30 protein-coding genes and 1 riboswitch are annotated in these 24,952 nt (G+C 47.4%); of the genes, 15 read left to right on the plus strand and 15 right to left on the minus strand.

The window, feature by feature from the left end; genetic code table 11:
* Positions 1–3 precede the first annotated feature (3 nt).
* The 11 genes from rlmD to EST55_RS01985 all read left to right on the plus strand — a co-directional run bounded on the left by rlmD (position 4) and on the right by EST55_RS01985 (position 7,904).
* The gene (rlmD, locus tag EST55_RS01935) at positions 4–1,377 is read left to right on the plus strand and encodes a 23S rRNA (uracil(1939)-C(5))-methyltransferase RlmD (protein ID WP_129496313.1); all 1,374 of its coding nucleotides are present in this window, start codon (positions 4–6) and stop codon (positions 1,375–1,377) included.
* 3 nt (positions 1,378–1,380) lie between these two features.
* Positions 1,381–3,558 carry a GTP diphosphokinase gene (gene relA, locus EST55_RS01940; protein ID WP_129496314.1) on the plus strand — a complete coding sequence of 726 codons (2,178 nt, stop codon included), beginning with the start codon at positions 1,381–1,383 and terminating at the stop codon, positions 3,556–3,558.
* A gap of 17 nt (positions 3,559–3,575) precedes the next feature.
* On the plus strand, positions 3,576–4,361 hold the full coding sequence (mazG, locus tag EST55_RS01945) for a nucleoside triphosphate pyrophosphohydrolase (protein ID WP_129496315.1): 786 nt from the start codon (positions 3,576–3,578) through the stop codon (positions 4,359–4,361).
* 80 nt (positions 4,362–4,441) lie between these two features.
* Positions 4,442–5,047 carry a DUF5610 domain-containing protein gene (locus EST55_RS01950; RefSeq protein WP_129496316.1) on the plus strand — a complete coding sequence of 202 codons (606 nt, stop codon included), beginning with the start codon at positions 4,442–4,444 and terminating at the stop codon, positions 5,045–5,047.
* A gap of 121 nt (positions 5,048–5,168) precedes the next feature.
* Positions 5,169–5,639: a TonB family protein gene (locus EST55_RS01955; RefSeq protein WP_129496317.1), complete on the plus strand. Its 471-nt coding sequence runs from the start codon at positions 5,169–5,171 to the stop codon at positions 5,637–5,639.
* Positions 5,640–5,651: 12 nt separating this feature from the next.
* Entirely contained in the window at positions 5,652–5,876 is a 225-nt protein-coding gene (locus EST55_RS01960) for a hypothetical protein (protein WP_129496318.1), read from the plus strand.
* A gap of 57 nt (positions 5,877–5,933) precedes the next feature.
* Positions 5,934–6,158 (plus strand): hypothetical protein, encoded by a 225-nt coding sequence (locus EST55_RS01965; protein WP_129496319.1) that lies wholly within the window; start codon positions 5,934–5,936, stop codon positions 6,156–6,158.
* Positions 6,151–6,393: a hypothetical protein gene (locus EST55_RS01970; protein ID WP_129496320.1), complete on the plus strand. Its 243-nt coding sequence runs from the start codon at positions 6,151–6,153 to the stop codon at positions 6,391–6,393. Before EST55_RS01965 ends, EST55_RS01970 begins: the two co-directional genes overlap by 8 nt.
* A gap of 7 nt (positions 6,394–6,400) precedes the next feature.
* Positions 6,401–6,766, plus strand: coding sequence for a DUF488 domain-containing protein (locus EST55_RS01975; protein ID WP_129496321.1), 366 nt, complete (start codon positions 6,401–6,403; stop codon positions 6,764–6,766).
* Positions 6,767–6,775: 9 nt separating this feature from the next.
* The gene (locus tag EST55_RS01980) at positions 6,776–7,357 is read left to right on the plus strand and encodes a DUF2238 domain-containing protein (RefSeq protein WP_129496322.1); all 582 of its coding nucleotides are present in this window, start codon (positions 6,776–6,778) and stop codon (positions 7,355–7,357) included.
* A gap of 67 nt (positions 7,358–7,424) precedes the next feature.
* Positions 7,425–7,904, plus strand: coding sequence for an RDD family protein (locus EST55_RS01985; protein WP_129496323.1), 480 nt, complete (start codon positions 7,425–7,427; stop codon positions 7,902–7,904).
* Positions 7,905–7,927: 23 nt separating this feature from the next.
* Here EST55_RS01985 and EST55_RS01990 read toward each other — a convergent pair whose 3' ends face one another.
* Complete coding sequence (locus EST55_RS01990; protein WP_129496324.1) at positions 7,928–8,572, minus strand: cation diffusion facilitator family transporter; 645 nt, start codon at positions 8,570–8,572, stop codon at positions 7,928–7,930.
* Positions 8,573–8,734: 162 nt separating this feature from the next.
* Between EST55_RS01990 and EST55_RS01995 the strand changes: the two genes are divergently transcribed.
* Genes EST55_RS01995 through EST55_RS02005 form a run of 3 tightly spaced genes read left to right on the plus strand, consistent with a single transcriptional unit; the run spans position 8,735 to position 12,341 of the window.
* On the plus strand, positions 8,735–10,372 hold the full coding sequence (locus tag EST55_RS01995; RefSeq protein WP_129496325.1) for a CTP synthase: 1,638 nt from the start codon (positions 8,735–8,737) through the stop codon (positions 10,370–10,372).
* Between the two features lie 45 nt (positions 10,373–10,417).
* On the plus strand, positions 10,418–11,710 hold the full coding sequence (gene eno, locus EST55_RS02000; protein WP_129496326.1) for a phosphopyruvate hydratase: 1,293 nt from the start codon (positions 10,418–10,420) through the stop codon (positions 11,708–11,710).
* Entirely contained in the window at positions 11,664–12,341 is a 678-nt protein-coding gene (locus EST55_RS02005) for a hypothetical protein (RefSeq protein ID WP_129496327.1), read from the plus strand. The genes eno and EST55_RS02005 overlap by 47 nt, the downstream gene beginning before the upstream one ends.
* On the opposite strand, the gene thiH is transcribed toward EST55_RS02005, so the two are convergent.
* From thiH to EST55_RS02060, 11 genes are all read right to left on the minus strand, one after another.
* On the minus strand, positions 12,292–13,440 hold the full coding sequence (thiH, locus tag EST55_RS02010) for a 2-iminoacetate synthase ThiH (RefSeq protein ID WP_129496328.1): 1,149 nt from the start codon (positions 13,438–13,440) through the stop codon (positions 12,292–12,294). The two genes, EST55_RS02005 and thiH, sit on opposite strands and share 50 nt — an antisense overlap.
* The gene (locus EST55_RS02015) at positions 13,437–14,237 is read right to left on the minus strand and encodes a thiazole synthase (RefSeq protein WP_129496329.1); all 801 of its coding nucleotides are present in this window, start codon (positions 14,235–14,237) and stop codon (positions 13,437–13,439) included. The genes thiH and EST55_RS02015 overlap by 4 nt, the downstream gene beginning before the upstream one ends.
* A 1-nt stretch (position 14,238) precedes the next feature.
* Positions 14,239–14,439 (minus strand): sulfur carrier protein ThiS, encoded by a 201-nt coding sequence (gene thiS / locus EST55_RS02020; RefSeq protein WP_088768346.1) that lies wholly within the window; start codon positions 14,437–14,439, stop codon positions 14,239–14,241.
* Positions 14,423–15,181, minus strand: coding sequence for a HesA/MoeB/ThiF family protein (locus EST55_RS02025; RefSeq protein WP_129496330.1), 759 nt, complete (start codon positions 15,179–15,181; stop codon positions 14,423–14,425). Before EST55_RS02025 ends, thiS begins: the two co-directional genes overlap by 17 nt.
* Complete coding sequence (thiE, locus tag EST55_RS02030) at positions 15,171–16,691, minus strand: thiamine phosphate synthase (protein WP_129496331.1); 1,521 nt, start codon at positions 16,689–16,691, stop codon at positions 15,171–15,173. Before thiE ends, EST55_RS02025 begins: the two co-directional genes overlap by 11 nt.
* On the minus strand, positions 16,688–18,397 hold the full coding sequence (thiC, locus tag EST55_RS02035; RefSeq protein ID WP_129496332.1) for a phosphomethylpyrimidine synthase ThiC: 1,710 nt from the start codon (positions 18,395–18,397) through the stop codon (positions 16,688–16,690). The genes thiE and thiC overlap by 4 nt, the downstream gene beginning before the upstream one ends.
* A gap of 91 nt (positions 18,398–18,488) precedes the next feature.
* Positions 18,489–18,602, minus strand: a riboswitch (TPP riboswitch).
* 52 nt (positions 18,603–18,654) lie between these two features.
* On the minus strand, positions 18,655–19,314 hold the full coding sequence (locus EST55_RS02040; protein WP_129496333.1) for an SCO family protein: 660 nt from the start codon (positions 19,312–19,314) through the stop codon (positions 18,655–18,657).
* Positions 19,311–20,084, minus strand: coding sequence for a formylglycine-generating enzyme family protein (locus EST55_RS02045; RefSeq protein ID WP_129496334.1), 774 nt, complete (start codon positions 20,082–20,084; stop codon positions 19,311–19,313). Before EST55_RS02045 ends, EST55_RS02040 begins: the two co-directional genes overlap by 4 nt.
* Positions 20,085–20,094: 10 nt before the next feature.
* A complete protein-coding gene (locus EST55_RS02050; protein ID WP_100690284.1) occupies positions 20,095–21,246 on the minus strand; it encodes a multicopper oxidase domain-containing protein in 1,152 nt (383 codons plus the stop codon).
* Between the two features lie 34 nt (positions 21,247–21,280).
* Positions 21,281–21,673, minus strand: coding sequence for a cytochrome c (locus EST55_RS02055; RefSeq protein WP_129496335.1), 393 nt, complete (start codon positions 21,671–21,673; stop codon positions 21,281–21,283).
* A 158-nt stretch (positions 21,674–21,831) separates the two neighbouring features.
* Complete coding sequence (locus EST55_RS02060; RefSeq protein WP_129496336.1) at positions 21,832–22,626, minus strand: hypothetical protein; 795 nt, start codon at positions 22,624–22,626, stop codon at positions 21,832–21,834.
* Positions 22,627–22,706: 80 nt separating this feature from the next.
* Here EST55_RS02060 and EST55_RS02065 point away from each other — a divergent pair, with 80 nt between their 5' ends.
* The gene (locus tag EST55_RS02065; protein WP_129496337.1) at positions 22,707–23,363 is read left to right on the plus strand and encodes a Fe2+-dependent dioxygenase; all 657 of its coding nucleotides are present in this window, start codon (positions 22,707–22,709) and stop codon (positions 23,361–23,363) included.
* A gap of 19 nt (positions 23,364–23,382) precedes the next feature.
* On the opposite strand, the gene EST55_RS02070 is transcribed toward EST55_RS02065, so the two are convergent.
* The 3 genes from EST55_RS02070 to EST55_RS02080 are packed head-to-tail and all read right to left on the minus strand — an operon-like array spanning position 23,383 to position 24,947.
* A complete protein-coding gene (locus EST55_RS02070) occupies positions 23,383–23,808 on the minus strand; it encodes an MAPEG family protein (RefSeq protein WP_129496338.1) in 426 nt (141 codons plus the stop codon).
* A 39-nt stretch (positions 23,809–23,847) separates the two neighbouring features.
* The gene (locus EST55_RS02075) at positions 23,848–24,153 is read right to left on the minus strand and encodes a DUF2007 domain-containing protein (RefSeq protein WP_129496339.1); all 306 of its coding nucleotides are present in this window, start codon (positions 24,151–24,153) and stop codon (positions 23,848–23,850) included.
* 17 nt (positions 24,154–24,170) lie between these two features.
* On the minus strand, positions 24,171–24,947 hold the full coding sequence (locus EST55_RS02080) for a sulfite exporter TauE/SafE family protein (RefSeq protein ID WP_240665223.1): 777 nt from the start codon (positions 24,945–24,947) through the stop codon (positions 24,171–24,173).
* Positions 24,948–24,952: the final 5 nt, after the last annotated feature.

A 24,952-nucleotide genomic window follows, 5' to 3' on the forward strand; every position in this document is an offset into this window, starting at 1 on the left:
GAAATGGCGCAATTTTTTAAGCCGCAAAAGCGTGGTAAAGCCGTTAGTAAAACTCTTAAGGCTCAAGTCTCTGGGCTTGATCATCAGGCGCGAGCGGTGGTTCGCGGCTCTGGGAAAGAAACGGGCAAAAAACCGCAAACCCGTTTTATTATGGGCGCTTTACCCGGCGAGGTCATTCAGTACAAAACCACCGGCAAACACAGTGGTACGCTTGAACGCATTCTGGAGCCAAGCGCAAACCGTCGTGATGCGCCCTGCAAATATTATGAGCAATGCGGTGGTTGCGACTTTCAGCATGTCGATGAAAGCTACCAACAGCGCCACAAACAGCAAGTGGTGGAAGAGCTGTTTCAGAAGTTTGGTGTGTTTGACGCTGCGGCTGAACGCCTACCCTGGCAGGCACCATTAGTCAGCAAGCCGACTCGATATCGTCGGCGTGTCCGCCTGGCCACCCGCTGGCTCGGTAAAGAACAAAAATTACTTATTGGTTTTCGGGAAGCGCAAAGCCATCAGATTGTTGCGGTTGAAGACTGCTTAGTGGCTAAGGAAAGCTTATTGCAAGCGGTGAATAGGCTGTATCCAGTGCTAAACACCTCAAGTATTGCGACTAAGCTGGGGCATTTAGAAGCCATTCACACCAATAAGCCAGTTATTTTACTGCGTATAACGGACAGCTTGCCAAAGGACGCTATACAGTCACTTAAGAAGTGGCAGGCAGAGCAGAATATCGATATTTGGCTGCAAAGCGACAATGAATTAACACCTCTGAACAACGCAAGTTTACCCTTTGATACGTCCATAGACGGTGACAAGCTTTACTTTCAACCCGGAGATTTTTTACAGGTTAATGGCGGTATTAATGAACGTATGGTGCAGCAGGCTATAGACTGGCTTGCGCCGGAAAAAACGCAACGCGTGTACGACTTTTTCGCAGGTATTGGTAATTTCAGTGTTCCTCTAGCGCGCCGCGCTCAGTCAGTGCTGGCTGTGGAAGGTGTGTATCGCATGGCGAAGCAAACGCGCAGTAACGCCGAAGTTAACGAGCTTACTAATTTAGATGCTTTAGCCGCAGATCTTAATGATATTACGCCGCTTGACTTAGCCGAACCGGCTGACTTATGGTGTTTAGACCCGGCAAGGCCCGGCGCAGAAGGCGTAATGGCGTTGTTGAAAAAATTAAAACCCGAACAACGGCCCGAGCGCATTGTTTATGTTTCCTGCGCGCCGGACACACTCGCGCGAGACGTTGCCGCTATTGTTGGTATAAAAAGCAACAAAAAGACCTCCGACTACCGTATTAGCAAGCTCTGCACAGTTGACATGTTCCCGCAAACGCATCACATTGAAACCATGGTTTGTCTGGAGCGAGCGTCGTAAGTCATGGTCCATGTACGCAGTACCCACGTGGATGATCCCAAGTACAAAGACAGTGATCAGCATTGGCTGAGCGCTGTGAGTGATCCTGAGCCACTGGAAAGTACCTTAGAGCAGTTAAAACAACAATTTCCAAAAGAAGAAGCCGCACTGCTAAAAGGTCAGGAAATGGTCGAGATTCTGGCGCCGCTTAAGCTTGACGCGGAATCGCTGCTGGCAGCGCTGTACGTACCATTGCTGGAGTCCGGTAAGCTCGACCTCGATAAGCTCACCGGCAAACAATCGAAAACGCTCATTGTGCTGTTGCGTAACGTACAGCAAATGCAAAGCATTGGTGACTTACAGCATTTTCAGCATGGTCAGCCAGACGGCACACAAATAGACAACGTACGACGTATGTTGCTGTCTATGGTGGAAGACGTGCGAGCGGTGCTCATTAAGCTTGCAGAACGTATTTGCTACCTGCGCGAAGTGAAAAACGCCGACGAAGAGACACGAGTCTTAGCTGCCAAAGAATGTTCAGAAATATATGCCCCTTTAGCCAATCGTTTGGGTATAGGTCAGCTTAAATGGGAGCTGGAAGACATAGCCTTTCGGTATTTGCACCCGAATACTTACAAAACCATTGCCAAGCGCTTGCATGAGCGTCGTACAGACCGAGAGCAATACATAGAAAACTTTGTTGCTGACTTGCAAAACGCGTTGGACGAGCAGCAAATACAGGCCGAAGTTTATGGCCGCCCCAAACATATTTACTCTATTTGGCGCAAAATGCAGAAAAAACATCTGCAATTTGAACAGCTATTCGACATACGTGCGGTCCGTATACTCACGCACAACTTAAAAGACTGCTATGCCGCGCTGGGCGTCGTGCATTCGCGTTGGCGGCATATTGCGTCTGAGTTCGACGACTATATAGCTACGCCCAAACCGAATGGCTACCAGTCTATTCATACGGTAGTGGTCGGGCCCGAAGACAAAAGCGTTGAAATTCAAATTCGCTCGCATGATATGCACGATGACGCTGAGTTGGGTGTCGCCGCACACTGGATGTACAAAGAAGGTCCGGCAACCGGCAAACGTCACGGTTTTGAGGATAAAATTGCCTGGCTGCGTAAGCTGCTGGCGTGGCACGAAGACATGGCCGGTAGCGAAGGCTTGGTCGACGAAATTCGCTCGCAAGTCTTTGAAGACCGGGTGTATGTGTTTACGCCGAAAGGTGAGGTTATGGACTTACCTATGGGCTCAACGCCGCTCGACTTTGCGTATTACATTCACAGCCAGGTTGGACATAAGTGCATTGGCGCCAAAATTGATGGGCGCATTGTGCCCTTTACCTATCAGTTGCAAAACGGCGATCGTGTTGAAATTCTGACTCAGCAAAACGCACAACCACGCCGCGACTGGCTAAACCCGCAGCTGGGGTATTTACATTCCTCACGGGCAAGAGCCAAGGTTCATACCTACTTTAAAAAAGAAGACCGGGATAAAAACCTACACGCGGGCAAAGAGCTGCTGGAAAACGAGCTACAGAAGTACGGCATTCCGCTGCATAAAGCCACAGACGTTTTAGAGCGCTTTAATGTCAGCAACTTAGACGACTTATTAGCAGCTATTGGAGCCGGCGATGTGCGCTTGCATCAGGTTGTTAACCAGCTCAAGCCGGAAACAACCGAAGCTGAAAAAGTTGAGCAAATCAAGAAGCGCACAAAAGTCACCAAGCGCAAAGTTGGTAGTACGTCGGAAGTGGTTATTGAAGGTATTGGTAACCTCATGATGCAATTTGCGAAGTGTTGCGAGCCATTACCGGGCGAACCTATAAGAGGCTTTATTACGCAAGGGCGTGGCGTTTCGGTACACAGACGAGACTGTGAGCAGTTAGCGCATTTGCTGAATCAGCATCCGGAGCGGGGCATTGAAGTCAGCTGGCCCCGTCAAACGCATCAGGATTATCGAGCGGAGCTCCGCATTTCAGCGTTAGACCGCAGCGGGCTGCTGCACGACATTACCAGCGTGTTGGCGAATGAGAAAGCTGCTGTTATGCAAATGGACAGTGATGCTGACAGCCAGTCTCAAACCGCCACAGTAGTATTGGCTTTGGCTGTAAAAGATAACGAGAGCCTGCAGCGTATTAGTCAGCGCTTGCGGCAAATTAATGGTGTTGAACAGGTACAGCGGGTGTAAGCCCTAAAGGTTTTTTAATGACAAGTGAATTTAACGGTGTCGCCGAATTAACAGAAGTCATGCGTCGGTTGCGCGACCCCGAGGGCGGTTGCCCCTGGGACTTAAAACAAAACTTTGAGTCACTGCTGCCGTACACCATAGAAGAAACCTACGAAGTGGTTGACGCGATTCAATCGGGTGACATGGCTGCGATTAAAGACGAGCTGGGTGACTTGCTGTTCCAGGTGGTGTTTTATGCGCAGCTGGCTAAAGAGCAAGGCGACTTTGTGTTTGATGACATCGCCGCGCATACCGCTAATAAGTTGATTAGTCGCCACCCTCATGTATTTGGCAGTGATGCTGAACGCAACTTGTCAGATGCCGAAATTAAAGCTCAGTGGGAACAGATAAAGCAGCAAGAGCGTACTGAAAAAAATGCCCGTGGCTCTGTATTTGACGACATACCCAGTCAGTTGCCGAGCATTTTAAAAGCCGCCAAACTGCAAAAGCGTGCGGCCTCCGTCGGTTTCGACTGGCCAGAAGCTGAACCGGTATACGACAAAATTGAAGAAGAAATACAAGAAGTAAAAGAAGCAACAGACCAAGAGCACATTGAAGAAGAAATTGGCGACTTACTGTTCGCTGTTGTTAACCTCGCCCGGCACAAGCAGGTGAACCCGGAAGCCGCATTACAACGCGCCAACGAAAAGTTCAAAAGCCGCTTCCAAAACATAGAGCAACGTCTCAGTGAGCAGCACAAACACCCCACTGACTGCAATTTAGATGAGTTAGAAGCCCTGTGGCTACAAGCTAAGAAGGTGTAAATTTTAATCAAAACCTGCCGATAATACGGTTACGGACTATACTGAAAGTCAGTGATAGCCGGTTTTGCAGGAACACCATCATGCCTATTAATCCAACCAACTCCGTAACAGGCTCTGGCAAGCCTAATCCTAATAGCGTAAGAGCAGAAGCTAACGCCGATAACCGCGATGTTAAAGACGCAAAAGCGGAATCGAAAAAAGCCTATAACGCTGCGATATTAGCGGCGCATGAAAAGGTCTCATTAAATAGTAATAATGAGTCATTAAGCTTACTTTACAAGACCGCCCTCGAAGGTATTAATGCCGAGCTTGAGCCTGTCATGGGCAAGAACGCAGCGAAGAAAATTTACGAATCCGGCGTCGACACTTCCCCTAAAGCCACGGCTGATCGCATTGTTTCCTTTGCTTCCAATTTTTATAGCCGTTATAAAGAGTTAAATGAAGGCGACTCTACAGAGGAAACGCTGAATAACTTTCTGGAGCTCATAAAAGGCGGCATCGACAAGGGATTTAAAGATGCTGTTACTATTCTTCAAGGCTTACAGGTCTACGAAGGTAAAGTGGAAAGCGACGCTGATGAAACCTATAAGCTAATAGAGCAAGGTCTTGAAAGCTTCGGTGAGCGGGTACTTGAAGAAGCGAAGAAACAAGGCGATTCTGATGGGGAAACTGACGACCAAGGATAGGTAGTCACCTATTTGCTTTTCTGAGTCAAAGAAATTATCGTAGTTAACGTTTTTATAACGACTCGCTTAGCGCTTTATTTGTGCTGAGCGAGGCTACTTTATACAGCACAGAGGAAGTGGTATGACTAAACATTTTAGCATTGTTTCTTTATTCAGCATTTTAGTAATTAGTGGCTGTGCAACGACTAGCTCTAACATTGAGTATCCCAACTTACCGGTTGTGGATAATGAACTTGGCAAATCTAAGTGGGCGCAATTAGAACGGTTCCCGGCAAGATATCCTCAGCAAGCCGTTATTAATTCGCTAGAAGGTTGCGCTACTGTTGAATACGTAATAACGCCTGAGAATAATATCAGAGATATCGTGGTTGTTAAGTCGACGAACAAACACTTCTCTACTGCAGCCAAAGACGTTGTTACTAACTGGAAGTGGGGTGAGCTGCCCAAAAACGTTACCTCTGAGCCAGTAAAAACACAAACGCGCTTCGATTTCTGTTTTGATAAAGCTAACCAGTCCTGCTCAACAATAGAGCCAGAATACTCTTGCCCGGGTGAAGATATTATTTATTCTCGCGGAATGATGGTGCAGTAACGGGAGGAAGTAATGACGTCGTTAAAACAACCTCTCTTGAATCTATTTGCGGGTATTTGTTTGCTTGTTTTTACTGTAGCAGTAATTGATATCGTGTTCTTTTGGCCTGATACCGGTTTTGACTGGATGTTTTTAGGTAAAAATGTGCTTTATGCAATTGCAACTGGCTATTGGGTCTGGAGGCTCTTAATTCAGCCATATCGAAAACGAAAAGCACTTGAAGCGGAGAGTTCTTAGTGGAGATTATGAATACGTCAGGTTTATATCTGTTGGTGATAAAGGCAGGGGAATACCGTGTTTAACTTAACCCAGAAAGAGCTCAACTCAATTATTAAAAAACACACAGGGTTTGCTGTATTTCTAGCGGTAGTGCCTGTCGCTTTTATTCAAATCATTTCGATGTTTGCCGGAGATATGAATTACCTGCTTATTTTTCTGATGCCGATAATTATTGTTGGCGCATGTGCAAATTTAGTGAAGAACGTGCTAACGGATATTCGGGAGCATAGCCATGGGTGAACCAACTGCCCGACGGCCATTTGGGTCTACTATTGTACCTATTATTATCGCTGTGATTCTTACTGAAGCACTTATGTATAGCTTAGGTTCAAAATACAACCCACTCAGCGATAACTTTGATATCGCGAACTTCCTAATTGATTTAGGCGTGTTTGTGACAATTGCAGTGGCTGTCTCATGGCTATATCAGCAAGTATTTAAGTTGTTGCGAAGAAAAACTAAGAACAAGGAATAGTTAGAATATGACTATCCAGCTCAAACGCATCTATGACGAAGCATCATCTGACGACGGTTACCGAGTCTTAGTGGATAAGCTCTGGCCTCGCGGTATTTCAAAAGACGCAGCTAAACTTGATGAATGGATAAAAGACATAGCGCCTTCCGATGAGCTTCGTCAATGGTTTCACAGTAACCGCTCGGAGTGGGGTGAGTTTCGCAATCGGTATTTGCATGAATTAAAAGAACACAAAGAGGGCTTACGCGACCTGGTCAGCAGGGCTAGTAGCGAAAAAGTCACACTGTTGTATTCTTCTAAAGATACTGAACACAACAATGCCGTAGTGCTGAAAGAGTATTTGAATAAGCTGCACTCTGAGCAATGTAACTAGGAGACTCCCATTAAATACCTCTGGGTAGTGATTTTTACCATAGTTTTAGTCTGGTCGGGTATTAACCCTAAAGACCCGTTTACCTGGTTGCTTGAAGTAGCTCCGGCGGTAATTGGGGCTGTGCTGTTGGCACTCACCTATAATTCATTTCGTTTAACACCTTTGCTGTACGTATTCATTCTGGCGCATTGTGTGGTTTTAATGGTGGGCGGACACTACACATACGCGGAAGTACCTTTTTTTGACGGATTATTCGGCGCAGAACGAAATAACTATGACAAGTTAGGTCACTTCTTTCAGGGCTTTGTGCCTGCGCTATTGGCAAGAGAAATATTAATTCGAAAAAATATTGTGAACGGGGCTGTCTGGCGCAACATTATTATAGTTTCAATATGCCTGGCCTTTAGCGCCTTTTACGAGTTACTGGAATGGTGGGTTGGCCTTGCAACCGGCGAGGATGCTGAAGCCTTTCTTGGTACTCAGGGTTACGCTTGGGATACCCAATCTGACATGGGGTTTGCCTTACTTGGCGCGATTCTTTCAGTACTTCTACTGTCGCATTATCACGATGATCAACTTAAGAAACTATAAAATTTAAATTTATACGGGTGAACATTTTATTGTTTCTGAATCAAGATAATAAAAAAGGAGTCTCTCTATGGAACAACACGCAGAATACGCCGGTTTTTGGATTCGATTGCTAGCGGTCATTATTGACTCAGTCATTATGCTCATTGTTTTTGCTTTACCAACGTCGTTTATATACGGCCAGGTGTATTGGGAAGGCAATGAAATGATTTACGGCTTCTGGGATTTATTATTGAATTATATTTTGCCTGTGGTTCTTACGGTTTTCTTCTGGGTGAAATATTTAGGGACTCCGGGAAAAATGCTTTTAAAGCTGCGCGTTGTGGATGAAAAAACGGGTGACAAGCTGAGCGTAGGTAAGGCGATTGGCCGTTACTTTGCTTATATTCCAGCGGCTATTCCGTTATTTTTTGGCTTTTTCTGGATTGGATGGGCGAAGCGCAAGCAGGGTTGGCATGATCTGTTAGCAGGCAGTGTGGTTGTCAGAAGTGAAACCAAAGGACCGTTTAAATTCGAAGATATAGACCAATCTAACGGCCAAACTAATTAATTACGATCCAGGGTGTTGGGGTTTTAACCACAACACCCGGAAATATCGGCTTTATCACCTGCTTTTACTGCTCGCGCATCACGAATAATGCGTATTGCAGAACGCAACACAACGACGGCAATTATTGTGGCTATCACTAAGTCGGGCCAGGCCATATTGAGCTGAGCGACCAGAAGCGCAGAAATAATGACACCGGTGTTCATGAGCATGTCGTTGCGAGAACATATCCAGCTGGCGCGAATATTAATATCACCGTTGCGGGAGCTGTAAAGAAGGGCAAAGCAAGCGACGTTAACCACTAATGCTAAACCCGCAATCCACAACATCATGTTGGCATTGGGTTGGCTGCCAAAAACTAAACGCTGGAGTACGTCTGCTAACACTAATAATGCTAATAAAGTTTGCAGCGTACCATTAAAAATAGCTGCGTTGGCTTTGTATTTAATGGCTTTACCAACCGCGTACAAACTGACGGCATAAACGAGTGTATCGGCCAGCATGTCAAGCGAATCGGCAATAAGTCCACTGGACTGTGCTAACCAACCGGCAATGAACTCCACAAAAAACATAACCCCGTTAAGGACTAATACTGTCCAAAGCAGTTTTCGCTGTGATTTATCGATATGATCTTGCGTGGTACTGCATGAACTGCCACAGCAGGATGACATAAACTAACTCCCAAATAGACTTTTGCTGGTGCTATACTAGCAAACCGGCGTACTTAAAGACTAGGTTGCGTGCTTTTTCATTTGTCGTCATGACCGACTTTCGGTATACTACTTTCCCGTCTTAAAGCAATCCCAAATTCGACCTGACCAACTGGGTATCACATGGCGACAAACTATATTTTCGTAACCGGCGGAGTTGTATCCTCGCTGGGTAAAGGCATTGCTGCAGCCTCCTTGGCGGCAATTCTTGAAGCACGGGGCTTAAACGTAACTATCATGAAACTGGACCCCTACATTAACGTAGATCCAGGCACCATGAGCCCGACTCAGCACGGTGAAGTATTCGTTACCGTAGACGGGGCTGAGACCGACCTTGACCTTGGTCATTACGAGCGTTTCATTCGTACTCGCATGACCAGCAACAACAACTTTACCACCGGCCGTGTCTATGAAGACATTATTCGCCGTGAGCGTAAAGGAGAGTTTTTAGGGGCGACCATTCAGGTCATTCCGCACATCACCAACGAAATTAAGCGCCGTGTTATTGAAGGCAGCGAAGGCTTTGATATTGCCATCATTGAGATTGGCGGCACGGTAGGTGATATAGAGTCTCAACCTTTCCTGGAAGCTATTCGCCAGTTAGGCACGGAAATCGGGCGTGACCATACCTTGTTTATGCATCTGACCTTAGTGCCGTTCTTAGGTGCTGCAGGTGAGGTGAAAACCAAACCAACTCAGCACTCAGTAAAAGAGCTGCGTTCTATTGGTATTCAGCCAGACGTTCTGGTCTGTCGCTCTGACCGCTCACTGCCAGCATCTGAACGCTCGAAAATTGCTCTATTTACCAATGTAGAAGAGCGTGCAGTCATCGGCTTACGCGACGTTGACAGTATTTACAAAATCCCGTCTATGCTAAAAGCGCAGGGGCTGGATGAAATTGTGACGCATCGTTTCCGTTTAGAGTGTCCTGAAGCCGACTTGCACGAGTGGGAAGAGGTTCTGTATCAAGAGTCGAACCCGAATGGTGAAGTAACGGTTGGTTTTGTCGGTAAGTACGTTGAGCTGCCGGATGCCTACAAATCGGTAAACGAGGCGCTGGCGCATGCTGGGCTTAAAAATCGCTTAACCGTTAATATTCGTTACATCGATTCACAAGATTTAGAAACCAAAGGTACGTCCAAACTAGAAGATGTGGACGCTATTTTAGTCCCAGGTGGTTTTGGTGATCGCGGTATTGAAGGCAAGCTTATTGCGGCGAAATACGCACGTGAGAACAATATTCCGTACTTAGGCATTTGTTTAGGTATGCAAGTGGCCATGATTGAGTTTGCTCGTAACGTTGCTGGCTTAACGGGCGCAAACAGCACTGAGTTTGACGAAAATTGCAGCGATCCTGTCGTGGGACTTATTACCGAGTGGATGGACGCAAACGGTCAGAAGGAACTGCGTGATAAGCACTCTGATTTAGGCGGTACTATGCGCCTTGGGTCACAGGAATGCCACTTAGAAAAAGGCTCGAAAGCGCTTGAAATGTACGGTAAAGAGGTGATTGAAGAGCGCCATCGTCACCGTTATGAAGTGAACAACCATTATATTGAGCCGTTGGAAAAAGCCGGTTTAAAAATTACTGGTTACTCGCACGACAAGCAGTTAGTTGAGATTCTGGAAAACCCGAAACACCCATGGTTTGTGGCGGTACAGTTCCATCCGGAGTTCACATCAACACCGCGTGACGGGCATCCGTTATTTAAAGGCTTTATTGAAGCCGCGGGTAAATTCCGTAAAGAGCGCATGGCTTAATTTTAGTCACTTAACGAAACGTTACGTATTAAACAGGATTGAAGAATGAGCAAGATTGTTAAAGTTGTTGGTCGCGAAATTATGGATTCTCGCGGTAACCCAACCGTAGAAGCCGATGTGTATTTAGAGTCTGGTCACATGGGTCGTGCCGCAGCACCAAGCGGTGCGTCAACCGGCTCACGCGAAGCATTAGAGCTGCGTGACGGTGACAAGTCGCGTTACCTCGGTAAAGGCGTACAAACCGCTGTTGCTAATATTAATGGCGCTATTGCTGAAGCTTTAATGGGTAAAGACGCTGACAGCCAGGACGCTATCGACAACATCATGTTGAAGTTAGACGGTACTGACAATAAAGAAAAGTTGGGCGCAAACGCAATTTTGGCGGTGTCTTTGGCGGTAGCTAAAGCAGCAGCTTTGAGTCAGGGCGTTGAGCTTTATGAGCACATTGCGAACCTGAACAACACCAGCGGTAAATACAGCATGCCATTGCCTATGATGAATATTCTTAATGGTGGTGAGCACGCAGACAATAACGTCGACATTCAAGAGTTTATGATTCAACCGGTTGGCGCTGACAGCTTTAAAGAAGGACTGCGTATGGGCGCTGAAGTATTCCATGCTCTGAAAAAGGTTCTGCAGAAGCGAGGCTTAAGCACGGCGGTTGGTGACGAAGGTGGTTTTGCACCAAACTTGGCGTCGAACGAAGAAGCTTTACAGGTCATTGTTGAAGCGGTTGAAAACGCGGGCTACAAAATGGGCAGCGACATTACGTTAGCATTAGACTGTGCAGCCTCGGAATTCTACCGTGATGATAAATATGAGTTGTCTGGTGAAGGCAAATCATTTACTGCGGAAGAGTTTGCCGACTACCTGGCAGAGCTTTGCGACCGTTACCCAATCATCTCTATTGAAGATGGCCTGGACGAAAGTGACTGGGACGGCTGGAAAGTCTTAACCGAAAAACTGGGCAGCAAAGTTCAGTTGGTCGGTGATGACTTGTTTGTGACCAATACGCGTATTCTGAAAGAAGGCATCGACAAGTCGATCGCTAATTCAATTTTGATTAAATTTAATCAGATTGGTAGCCTGACAGAAACCTTAGCAGCGATTGCAATGGCACGTGAAGCAGGTTACACGGCAGTTATTTCTCATCGCTCTGGTGAAACCGAAGACGCCACTATTGCAGACTTAGCAGTGGGTACAGCCGCCGGACAAATTAAAACGGGTTCACTGTGCCGCTCTGACCGCGTTGCTAAGTACAACCAATTATTGCGTATAGAGGGCGATTTGAATGGCCAAGCGCCTTACCGCGGACGACAGGAAGTCAACGCTGGCTAATCAACAAGCTGACATATTTCAGCCGCTGGCACAGCAAGGCGATTTTGCCGAGCTGTGCTCAGCGCTGTATGAGCGTGAATTGCAGCAACTGTCGCAAGTCGATGACATGCCAGTTGCCGCACTGCAACGCCGATTAGCCAGTCTTCCGAACTATATTCGCCATGCTGCTCACGGTTGTTTGAATGCCGCTAAGCAGTCTCCTCTGAAACTGGATGTTCAAAATGCGAGTTGGCAGGCTCCGCAGCCAACGAAAGTCCCGTCATCGGGGACCTCAGTTGAAAAACAAGTCTCCTGGTTCTCAAAGCATGCCGCGTTAGGTCTGGTGGTGCCGGTACTTTATAAAACTCCGGAATTTACGACTATCATGCTCGACAGCATTGATCGGGTGGACACCGATAAACAGCGTTTGCGGTTGAACTACCGAGGCTGGTTAGACTTTGCCGGGCAGGGCGAGCATGAAGAAGATACGTTACTCAAGCCCAATAAGCGAGTTATGACAGCTGCCTGTTGTGGGCATCAGTGGAATCACAAAGGTCGAATTAACCCGCGCACTCTCACGCTGCGCGAGCTGTTATTGGTTGCTACTCTGGACTGGAAAAAGTTTCAGGTGGCGTTGCGGATAGCTCATTAAGCCAGTCGGTCCAAACAGGCTGTAATCCTTTTGCCTTTATCGCATTAGCCACCTCATTAACTGAACGCTCATCGTCGATAGAAAACTGCTCTAGCTCCTCATTTTCATTAGCATACCCACCAGGCTGAGTTTTGGACTCTGCACTGACGGAAGTCACCCCTAAACTGAACAGACCATCTCGTAAACTTTGTTCCTCACGGGTTGAGAGGCTAAGCTCGACATCGGGAAACCGTAATCGATAGGCGCAAATAAGCTGTACCAGCTGTTTGTTGGTCATGTCTTTTACACCTGAAACGCCACCAGTACACGGGCGCAAACGAGGAAACGACAAAGAATACCGACTGCGCCAGTAGCGTTTACGCATATAGTCGAGGTGTATTGCCGTGAAGGTACTGTCGGTACGCCAGTCTTCCAGTCCAATCAACGATCCAAGACCTATTTTGTCCATGCCACATGCACCGAGCCTATCCGGTGTTTCAAGACGCCAACGGAAGTCGCGTTTTTTGCCTTTTAAATGGTGTTGAGAGTAGGTTAGGGAGCTATAAGTTTCCTGGTACACCATTACTGCGTCTAAACCGTGTTGCCGAAGCTGGTTGTATTCATGAGAAGACAGCGGCTGAACTTCAAACATCACGTAGCTAAAATAGCGTTTAATAATTGGCATGGCTTGCCGGAAGTACTCGATGCCGACCTTGGTCTCGTGTTCTCCGGTGACAATCAAAATGGTATCAAAGCCCTTGGCCTTTATAGCGCGGCATTCTTGTTCAATTTCAGCCACCGACAAGGTTTTTCGCTTGAGCCGGTTGCTCATTGAAAAGCCGCAGTAGCTGCAATCGTTGGCGCACAAGTTGGACAAATACAAAGGAATGAAAAGCTGTAACGTATTACCAAAGCGCTGTCTCGTGAGCATTTGTGATCGCTCAGCCAAGGCTGGTAGATAGCGCTCTGCTGCCGGCGATAGCAGCGCCATAAAGTCATCATTGTTTAGTCTGTTCTTATTGAGTGCACGCTCGACGTCATCAGCGTTTGAACTGTATAACTTGAGCGTCATGTCATCCCAGCTAAGCTGTTTCCAGACATCGTAAAAACTGTTGCTCATAACGTTTCTATAAACTCGGTCAGTGGGCTGGAGGCTTGGGCATGCATTGAGCTGTTGCGATTGTTCGGGGCTGTTCCCGAAAGTATGCCCGAAAGGCCGGCTTCAAAGGCGGTTCTACCGGCATCAACGGTCTGACGAAACGCGTTGGACATCGCTATCGGATCATGTGCCGTTGCGATGGCCGTGTTGACCAAAACAGCGTCAGCACCTATCTCCATGGCTTCAGCCGCATGGCTGGGAGCACCAATGCCCGCATCGACCACAACAGGTACTGACGCTTGTTCGATAATAATGTTTAAGAAGTCCCGGGTGACCAACCCTTTGTTAGAGCCGATAGGGGAACCAAGTGGCATTACCGCCTCACAGCCTACTTCCTCCAACCGTTTGCATAACACGGGATCGGCGCCACAGTACGGCATAACAACAAAGCCTTCTTTAACCAGCTGTTCGGCTGCTTTCAGTGTCTCGATAGGGTCGGGCAGTAGGTAATTAGGATCAGGGTGTATCTCCAACTTCAACCAATGGGTTTGCAGTGCCTCGCGTGCCAATCTTGCAGCGTAAATGGCTTCGTCAGCGGTTTTTGCACCCGACGTATTGGGCAATATATCGAGACCCAACTCCTTAATTGGAGTGACAATGTCATCGGTTGGCTGATTGAAGTCAACGCGCTTTAAGGCCAGCGTAATCAGTTCGCTGCCGGACGCACGAATAGACGATTTCATTACGTCGGCGCTACTGTATTTGCCACTACCAATGAACAACCTTGAGCTAAAGGTTTTATTCGCAATGGTTAGCATTTTACCCTCCTGCAACCGCTTGAATAATGGTCAATGAGTCGTCGTGATTCAGCCTATGTTCATGCCAATTCTCACGATGGATAACAACGCCGTTGACGGCAACAGCAATAGCAGCAGTGTTGATTTGTTGATGTTCAAAAAACTCCGACAAACGCAAAACGCCATCGAATCGCATTGGTTTACCATTAACGGTTATTTGCATTTTCACCTCCGCAAATTGGGCACGTTGCTGACTTGGGTAATTCAGCTACGTGCCATTGGTGACCGAGACCATCAAATGACTTAAGCAACCCCCAGGGCAATTCGTGTTGTGTTAAGTATTGAATCGCAAGAAGCGACTGCATGGCGCCAATAATGCCGACGACAGGGGCAGCAATGCCGGCGTTACTGCAGTCCAGGGGTTCTTTAACTTCAGTAGGGTAAAGGCATTGATAGCACCCATGATCGTGACCAGGATGTAAAGCGACGACCTGTCCGTTAAAACCTCGGGCAGCGCCACTAATCAGTGGTTTGTTGAACCAATAGCAGTAACGGTTAATGAGATAACGAGTGTCACGGTTATCGGTGCAATCGAGCACGATATCGCACGTACCAATGTGCTCTCTCAGAGTATCTTCGGACGCCGCCTGCGATAATGTTGTTATATCGACGTCTGGATTTATATCGGCTAAGCGCTGTGCAGCTTGTGTGACTTTAGGTAAGCCAATATCCAAACTACTGTACAGCATTTGCCGTTGTAGGTTACTTAGCGATACTTTATCGTGATCCATGAGTGTCAGCTGGCCAACGCCAGATGACGCCAGATATTGACTGGCAGGAGTGCCTAAACCTCCAAGCCCAATAATGAGTACTTGGCTGTCCAGTAAACGTTGCTGTCCACTTTCTCCAATGGAGCCAATAAGTAGGTTGCTGCTGTAGCGCAGAGCTTGTTGATCAGTCAGCATGAGCAGCCTCCAACTCTTGATGAAGTTCGTTAATGGCGGCTTCGGTGTTCGCGGCTTTTGTAATGGCGCTAACTAAAGCAATGCCGTTAACACCGGTTTGTTTTACTTTCGCAATGCGCGCTTTGGAAATACCACCGATAGCGACCGTAGGTATACCGGTCGGTTTTAATAAAGCGACATAACGTGCCAAACGCTCCAGTCCTTGTGGTTTGGACGGCATCTCCTTAGTTTGGGTTGGGAAAATATGACCAAGCGCAATATACGATGGCGCGTATTGCAGGGCGATAAGAACCTCGGTGTAACTGTGTGTAGAAATTCCTAATCGAACTTCACTTGAGCGTAACGCTTCTAAATCCACCGTTTGTAAGTCTTCCTGTCCTAAATGGACACCGTAAGCACCGTGTTTTATGGCAAGCTGCCAGTGGTCATTAATAAACAGTTGTGCTTGATACGACTGAGCCAGCTCGATACCGCGTTTTATCGCTAACTCAACCGCCTCCGTGGGGGCGGATTTTATCCGCAGCTGCAAGGTTTTTACGCCCAGCTGCAGCAAATGTTGAACCCACTCAAAGGAATCAACAACGGGATATAACCCAGGCGACTCGTCGAGTTTGGGAAATGCTGAAGTTTGGGGCGGAAGATGAGTAGCCTGTATATTCGGAAAGTGTTTAAGATTGTTAGGCCAACGAGTATGAGCAACCGGGCCTGGGCCTTTGCCAACCCGCGTCGCCTCCAGTAAACCCTTGTGAACATAGGCATTAGCCAGTGTTATAGCGTCTTCCACCGGATAATCGTGCGCAGCAACGGCAGCAATTGCTGATGAGAGGGTGCAGCCGGTGCCGTGGTCATGACTGGTTGTCACTTTCTTCTGTAAATAGGTCAGATACGGTTGGTCATAAATTGGTGTTTTAGGTACGTAAATATCAGCTATCGCTTCGTTATCGTGCAGCTCATCTTCGACGCCGGTTATCAGCACACCGTTTGCACCCAAGTTAACGAGTTTTGACGCAGCGGTTAAAGCACTTTCTTTATCGGCGACTCTAATGCCGCTCAGCCATGACACCTCATCGGTATTGGGGGTTATCAGGTCAACAAGCGTTAACAGTCTATGGCTTTGTTTTTGCGTTAAGGTCGACAACGGATCATTTTGGGTGGTGATCATGACCGGATCCCAGACTACAAAAGGCTTCTCAACGGTTTTAGGCCAGGCTTGCAAAAATTCGACAATGGCATCCAATTGCTCGCTGTTACTGAGCAAGCCAATTTTAATGGCCGCTGGAGGCATATCCTTCAGCAGACAGTTAAGTTGTTGGCTAACCGCCTGATCACTTAATTCATACAACCCTGTTACTGCGACCGAATTCTGTGCCGTTACTGTAGTAATAACGCTGCAACCGTGGCAATCAAAGCTTCTAGCGGTGTGCAGATCGGCCTGAATACCCGCTCCACCGCCGCTGTCAGAGCCTGCGATAGTCCATACCACAGGCTGTTCAGAGCGTGCGTCAGTCATGACTCAGCTCCAACTTCATCAGCCGCTGCATCTTTAAAGGTGACATCGATGCGCTCATTCGCTAAATGCCCTGAATACTGCCTTACCTCATGGGAAATTTTCATGGAGCAGAATTTAGGACCGCACATGGAACAAAACTGCGCCGTTTTATTGGACTCCTGTGGCAAGGTTTCATCGTGATAATTGCGCGCGGTTACAGGATCTAATGCGAGGTTGAACTGATCCTCCCAACGAAACTCAAAGCGAGCTTTGGACATGGCGTCGTCTCTTGCCTGGGCACCCGGGTGTCCTTTCGCTAAATCAGCGGCGTGTGCTGCAATTTTGTACGCAATGAGCCCTTGCTTAACGTCTTCTTTATTGGGCAGACCTAAGTGCTCTTTCGGTGTAACGTAACAGAGCATGGCGCAGCCAAAGGCACCTATCATGGCGGCTCCGATACCGGACGTAATATGATCATAGCCGGGGGCTATGTCTGTGGTTAAGGGTCCGAGTGTATAAAAAGGCGCTTCATGGCAATGTTTTAGCTGTTCGTCCATGTTTTCCTGAATTTTATGCATGGGGACATGGCCCGGACCTTCAATCATGACTTGTACGTCATATTCCCAGGCTATCGTAGTCAGCTCACCTAAAACACGGAGCTCAGCGAACTGAGCCTTGTCATTGGCATCAGCAATAGACCCCGGACGTAAGCCGTCACCCAATGACAGCGAAACATCATATTTTGCACATATCTCACAAATATCGCGGAAATGTTCGTACAGGAAGCTCTCTTTACGGTGCGCCATGCACCACTTAGCCATAATCGAACCACCGCGCGATACAATACCCGTCACTCGGTTAGCCGTCAGTTCGATAAAGTCATGTAACACGCCCGCATGAATAGTGAAGTAGTCAACGCCTTGCTCAGCTTGCTCCAAAAGCACTTCCTTAAATATCGGCCAGGTTAGGTCTTTGGCGATACCATTAACGCGCTCCAGTGCCTGATAAATAGGAACGGTACCAATGGGAACCGGGCTGTTGCGTAGAATCCATTCTCGGGTTTGGTGAATATTACGTCCGGTCGACAAGTCCATTACCGTATCCGCCCCCCAACGAGTGGCCCAAATCAGCTTTTCAACTTCTTCTTCAATCGATGAACTGACCGATGAGTTGCCGATATTCGCGTTTACTTTCACTAAAAAGTTGCGACCTATGATCATAGGCTCAGATTCCGGGTGGTTCACATTGGCCGGAATAATGGCGCGACCTTTGGCAACCTCATCACGAACAAATTCCGGGGTTACCGGGTTGTCTAAATGCTCCCGACCCATGTTTTCCCGCAACGCAATAAATTCCATTTCGGGAGTCACAATGCCACGGCGCGCATAAGCTAGCTGTGTCACGCCGCTTTTGTCGGCATTTTTAGCCCTTGCGCTTATCCAGCCTGATCGCAGTGGTTTTAGTCCGGTTTTTACATCGACGACTGAGTTAGGGTCACCATAGACACTGGATGTATCGTAAACGTCTACGGGTAAATTGGGGGGGAGCGTTACGCCTGGTGTTGGCTGATGCAAAGTTTCGCTTAAATGAATACGGCGAAATGGCACATGAATATCAGGCTGACTGCCTTGAAGAAATTCACGGGTTGAATTAGGAAAATAGCGGCCCGAAACGGACGTTAAAAACGATTCTGCTTGTTGGCGATTTTGACGATTAGTTGATGACATAGCATTCTCTCCAGCTAAAAAATAACAGGGTTTAGAGATGCTTGTCAGGAGTGTTGAAAGGAACAATAGCACTGAAAAAGGGAGACTCCCTGGCCATTGCTCTCTTGTTCCCTTCGCAGGTATTAGCCTGATCAGGTTCAACGGATCCCGCTTTGCGGTCTCAGCCTGTCACTCTTTAAGTAACGAGGCACTCCGACAAGATTCTTTTTTAGTGGAACAAAATACTTAGCTTATTGCAACAACGAATGCATTATTCATTACTTCTGTGTCAATTTATTAACGACTTTGGCAGCGTCTTCCATTGGCTGGCCTAAGCCTTCAACACGGTGTTGAATAACGCCATTTTCATCGAGCACGGTAATCAGATTGCTGTGGTCAAAATCCCCGTCAGGCCGCTTTCTGTAGCGAACACCCAGCACGGTTGCCAAGGTCCGAATATCTTGATCTTCGCCGTGTAGAAAGATCCATCTATTGCTGTTTAGCTTGTACTGCTTAACGTAGTCAGCCAACGCTTTTGGTGTATCGCGAGAGTTGTCGAAGCTGACCATCACCAGTTTCACTTGCTTTTGAGCTTCGTTACTCAAACTGGTGTACAGACGTTTAGCGTCATTGACGAGAACCGGACAGGCGGTGGTGCAGCTGCCATATATCATTGAGACAATGACCGGCTGCCCTTGTAAGTCAGCTAGTGTCATATGCTCACCTTTGTGTGTTATCCAATGCCCATCAACCTGATACACCGATGAAGAATGCGATACTTTCGCGGCTTTCATGCTGGTGTGGTTTTTATGACTTGCGTGGTTCCCATGTCCAGATTTGTGTTGAGAGTGATCTTGTGCGACTGCCGGAGCCAATGCAAGCAGGGCGCTTGATAGAATCAGTGCCGCATAAGCGGATGGTTTAAATAAGTTGTTCATAATTGGTCTCCGTTGTCGGAATGAATGTCGTAAGCACAGCGAAAACCCATGGTGCTGGTTGAGCTCTGTGGTGCGTAGTCGCTACGAGACTGATAGCGAAAAAATGTGGCGTAATTGGCTTTGGTAAAGCTCGATAAGAAACGCGCTCCATCGCCGCAAGAGCCCGATAATAAGTCGACATCATCACCGTTGGTTAACAGTAACTGATAGTCTTCAACCCACTCGTTAACCCGGTCATACATATGACTGAGCTCAGTGGCATTAATGTCCACGGTTTGTTCGTCGCTTTTCGGTTGGCTGTACCAGGCAAATAAGTTGCGTGCATAATCGTCATCGCTGATGTTTTGTTGCTGACGATATTGAACAGAGGCGTATTCCCATTCATTGAGGCTGGGTAAACGACCACCTTGTGCAGCACAATATTCACGTGCCGCAAACCATGACACATAAGTGACTGGATGATCCGCCTGGCCGTTAGGGTAAGCGTCTTTTTTAGGCCAGTGCTTTAGGTAATTTCCGTCGTGAAACAGGGCAGCGATGTTGTCTCGCTGCCATTTAGGGTGGCTGTTAACAAAGTCGAGAAAAAGTTGGTTAGTGACCGGAGTTGCGTCAAGCATGAAGCTATTAATTTCAATGCTAAGACGTTCCTTGTCCAACAAAACCGGCGGTTCAAACTCGCCACCATTAATACGGACTGGGTCTGAGAGTACTAGCGGTGACGCTGTCAGCGTAGAGAACATAAGTCCCGCAACTCCAAGCCACTTAACCATAACCGTCTCCTTACTTGTCTTTACGTGGACCCGCAATAAGGGCACCAGCAGCGCCAAGCTCAGCATCAGCAAACTCATGATCGACTAGCTTGTAGATGCCTTCTTCTGGTACGACAAACTCGATAGTTGCGCTATTACTTGCGCCGAGTAAAACGGTTTGCATGCCGTACCAATCGTTACGTGGGTCGCCTTCGTACCAAACGCGGTCAAAGATAGCGCCAATAACATGGAAGCTGGAAGTACCAGAAGGTCCTGCATTTAGTACGTGTAAGCGCACACGGTCGCCTTCATCAGCGCGTAATGGCGAGTCACTCAGTGCACCGACATGCCCATTAAACGTAACGTGGCTGGGCTGACGATTAAGTGCAGCGTCATGATTGTAAATAAATTCACCGTCACCCACTTCTTCTAAGTAGTGTTCAGACTGAACCAGCACGTATTCCTTGTCGGCGTCAGTTGGGTAACCGTCTTTTGGTGATACAACGACCGCACCGTACTGGCCCATTGCAGTGTGCATTAACACGCTGGAAGTACCACAGTGATACATGTAAGTACCGGCATAGTTAGCAATCCATTCAAACTCAATAGTTTCGCCTGGTGAAATAGTGCGCCACTTGTCTTCAGCCGCAACGGTTCCGCTATGGAAGTCCATAGAGTGTGGCATTGGATTAATAACTGGTTGGTTATTTTGGTAAGTGTTTGCCTGTAACTGCTGGAAGAATGGTGAGCCATTTTTCACCGGCTTAGTAATAGTGACCTCTTCGTCAGAGCGGTTTTTCATCTTGAAAATAACTCGATCACCTTCACGCACGTGCAATACAGGCCCCGGTACAGAACCACCAAAAGTCCATGCTGAGTAGCTCACGCCAGGAGCAACTTCCACTTTTTGTGAAAACACGTCCATGCGAACGTCATGTGTTTTGTTACCTTTATAATCAAGCTTGGCCAAGTTAGGCACTTGAGTCAGGTAGTCACCGACAACCGCAGGACCAGTGTAGTCTTCGCGGTAAACCTTAGCTTCAGGTAGGCCATAGACTTTGCCGTCAATGACGTATTCGCTGTCGTGCTTTAATTCGGTGTCAGCGAAAGCAACAGGAGCTGAAACGGAGGCAGCGGCTGCCAAAATAGACGCACTGATAACTGAGAGACTGAGTGATTTCATAATTGTTCTTCCTTGTTCATAGGATAGTTAAAAATTAACGAGAGCCTGCGACAGCGCTTGCTTCAATAGTGCTGCTGCCGTTAGCCAGTTCGGTATTGACATAGTTCACAATGGCGGCAATGTCAGCGTCTTTTAGGTATGACATAGGAGGCATAGCGCCGTTGTATGTAGCACCATTGACAGTGACTGCGCCTGATTTGCCGTTTATTATGGTCTGGGCGATGTAGTCTGTTTTGTCTTTAATATTTGGGTTGTCCGCAAGCGGAGGAAAAACACCAGCTAAACCTTTACCTGCTGGTTGGTGACACGCCTGGCAGTATTTTTTATAGGCGTTCTTGCCATCTGCCGCTTCAGCAGGTTGTGCTAGAAAAAAGGCGACAACAGAGGCTGCTACTGCGCCTACTTTTAAAGTAGATTGAATGTTCATAATGACACCTCAGTGACTGACTTAAGATGTCTATAGGTTACTGTTTTGTTGGCTTTTTACGAGTGAAACGAAGAGGTAAAACTTGCTTACTCCCTGGGGTATAGAATGGGTATATTGAGGAGTATACCCAGGGGTAAGCAAAGAGGTAGAAAGTGGTTTTAAATACTGCGAGCTTCCAATTCAATACGTGATGCTGCGCCATAGATTTTGCTGGCATCACCTTGCAACTCACCTTCCGGAGTAATGGTTGGCCAAAGGTCTGCTAAAGACATCAACACATTGCGCGTTTCCTCAATGGCGCCTGATGCTTTTTCGGCTTCCTCGTGCTTAATTCGCTCCAAACGATTAAGGGCAATTTCCTTAAAGCCGAGTGCATCCTGATATTCATGTACTTGCGCTACTTTGCCATTCTGGATACCCACGGCGTACTCATCGGCAGTTGCCATCAGCATAGTCGCTATGCTTAATAGAACACTCTTTGCGGACATATCAGCGATAGGTTCGTGTGCGCTGATAGCATCAAGTAGTACGTTGTAATTATTCATGACAACGTCTTTGCTGTTGTCGTTGATAACGCTGTCAGCTAACGCTTCCAGTTCATCAGCAAAACCCGGTTGTCCACGATCTGAAAAAGCTTCCTTGAGACCTGCGTAAAGCTCATCGCCAGGGTGCTTCATATGGGTTTTTGCCATTTCAATGTGGCCTTGCTCATAAAGCTTCATGCCAACCCAAAGGTGACCACGAATAAAACCAAGTTGCGCCAAAAATGCGGTGTCATTAGTGCTTAAATCTATTTCAGGTGCGGCCATTTCACCTTCCGCCATGGGGGCCGCCATAAAAGAAGCCGGTGCCGCGTTTGGCTGAGTTAATGGCGCTGCATTAACGGTTGAGGCGGCCATTGTTGACGCTAAGACACTGCCGACACCAACCCAAACTTTTCTCTTCTCAAACATAGAAAAAACCTTATGTGCTTTTTTGAAAGAATGATCTCGTGTATATTTGCAGAAATGATAACTATTCGCAAGTTTAGGCTATGATATTTCACGTTCAAAAAGCGATTGATGAGGTCGTTATAGACAATCTCATTGCAGGGCTGTCTGCAGTACAATTTAGTGACGGTAAAGCCACGGCGGGCTGGGCAGCCAAAGAGGTTAAAAACAATCAGCAACTGACCGGCAAAAAAGCCAAAGCGGCCACCGACTTATTGCTTGAAAAGCTCCATACTAACCCATTGGTGCAGTCGGCTATGCGACCAAAACATGTGGCTCGTTGCAGCATTAACCGCTATGAGCCGGGTCAGTATTATGGTACCCACATGGATGACTCTTTAATGAACGGTGTGCGTACTGACATTTCTTTTACGTTGGGGTTATCCGAACCTGAAGCCTTTGAGGGCGGTGAACTGGTTATTGAGGACTCCAGCGGAGAGCGAAGCTGGCGGCTGGGGAAAGGGGATATATTGATATACCCAAGCCACTACCTACATCGGGTTAATGAGGTGACCCAAGGGGCGCGTCTGGCAATGATAGGCTGGGTGCAAAGCGTGATAAAACACCCCAGCCACCGGGAGCTTTTGTTTGACGTTGAGCAGTCCTTGAAAGCTGAGTTTGAGGCGAACGGTAAGTCGGCAAACTTTGATCGGTTGACGAAAGTGTTTCATAACCTAATGAGAGAGTGGGCGGACATTTAATGCCGCCCACAGTACTGTTTTAGCCCGCTAAGGTGACACCACAAACTATCAGCAAAGCGATATTGGCGAACAGACCAATCATAAAAAAGTAGCTGCGTGGACTTGGGTTCTTCTCAGTGGCAATAACGTAGTAAAGCACCATGTGAATAAGACGTGCACCCACAAATATCCAAACCAGCAGCGCTGTCCAGAACGCACTTGCGCCAACAAAGAACGCCAGAAAAGTCGTGCCCAGCATAAGAGGATAGTTTTCAAGTGAGTTCATAAAGGTTCGATGCGCACGAAAAACAAACGAGTCGTGACTGAGTGACTCGTTAATTTTTCCTGGCACGGCGCCGGGTTGTTTGGCTTTGCGCCCACTGGCAACGAACCACTGAAGTAATAAAATAACCAGAGCCGTAAAAACGCCCCAGTAAGCTAATAAATAGGTTTCAGTTCCATTCATCGATGTCTCCTTCGTTATTATTTTTAATGCATATTTTCGTCAATTGGCTGCAGCACCGCAATTCCAGCAAACCTCAAAGGCTGAGCCGTTTAATTCCTGGCATTGGTTACAACGCCAGTCGTCACCATTTGCCTGTACTTCTATTTGCTCTATGAGTTTCTGCGCTGTGGCAAGTTGAGTGTCGTCAACTAACCAAAGCTCTGGCCACGTGTCCAGTGGCGCTAAGTCGCCAGCTGCACCACTTGAAAACTCATTTTTCATAACGGTTTCTATACCATTCATGCGTAACATATTACGCACGTTTTCCACTAAAAGTTTGTTTTCATGGGTATAAATTAACGTCATAGCGACCTTCAGTTGGTTTACAGGCGAATACTTTGAGCCAATACACTCACACCGGATAGCATCATTAATACGAGCGTTAATTGACGGAAACGATACTCGGAAACATGATGCTGGAGCTTGTGACCGACGGTTGCGCCAATCAGTGCGCCCGGCAATAGGCTCAAAATAAGGTAAAAGTGTGCTTCTGCGTAGATGGCCTGACGTGAAAAGTTGAACACGTTAGCGATGGCAATACAGCAAAAAAACAGGCTTAAAGTGGCTCTGAACTGCTGCTTAGGAATACGGGCGTTTGCCAGAAACAGAACAATGGGCGGGCCTCCGAGGGTCATTAAGCCGTTTAAAACGCCTGAACTACTGCCTACCGCAATGTGACCTGGTGCGTGTTCTGCGGTTGGGAACTGTTTGCCGCTGGCAAGAGCAAGCGCCACTGCTAAAATAACACCGCCAAGAACCAACTTAATGAGTTTGTCATCAATAGCGAGTAACAAGGAACCGGCAATAATTGATGTGATAACGCCCGATATAATCAGCCACTTCCATTGTGACGGGCGGGCGGCTTCACGGTTTTTCCAATAGATCCAGGCACCTACCATGATATTTATGACCGACAAGGCTGGTGTCAGAACGCTGATAGGAAACCACAAAGCCAAAATGGGAACGGCGAGTAGGCCAGAGCCAAAACCACTAATGCCTTGCAGCATAGCGGCGAAAAAGAATACCAATGCGGCGGCAAAATACTCCAAATTAACCTCTTTTATCGCTAATGTTTGAAAACGGCTTTTCAGTCGCTGCAATAGTC

Source organism: Idiomarina sp. 29L, from assembly GCF_004123135.1.
GTDB lineage: Bacteria > Pseudomonadota > Gammaproteobacteria > Enterobacterales > Alteromonadaceae > Idiomarina.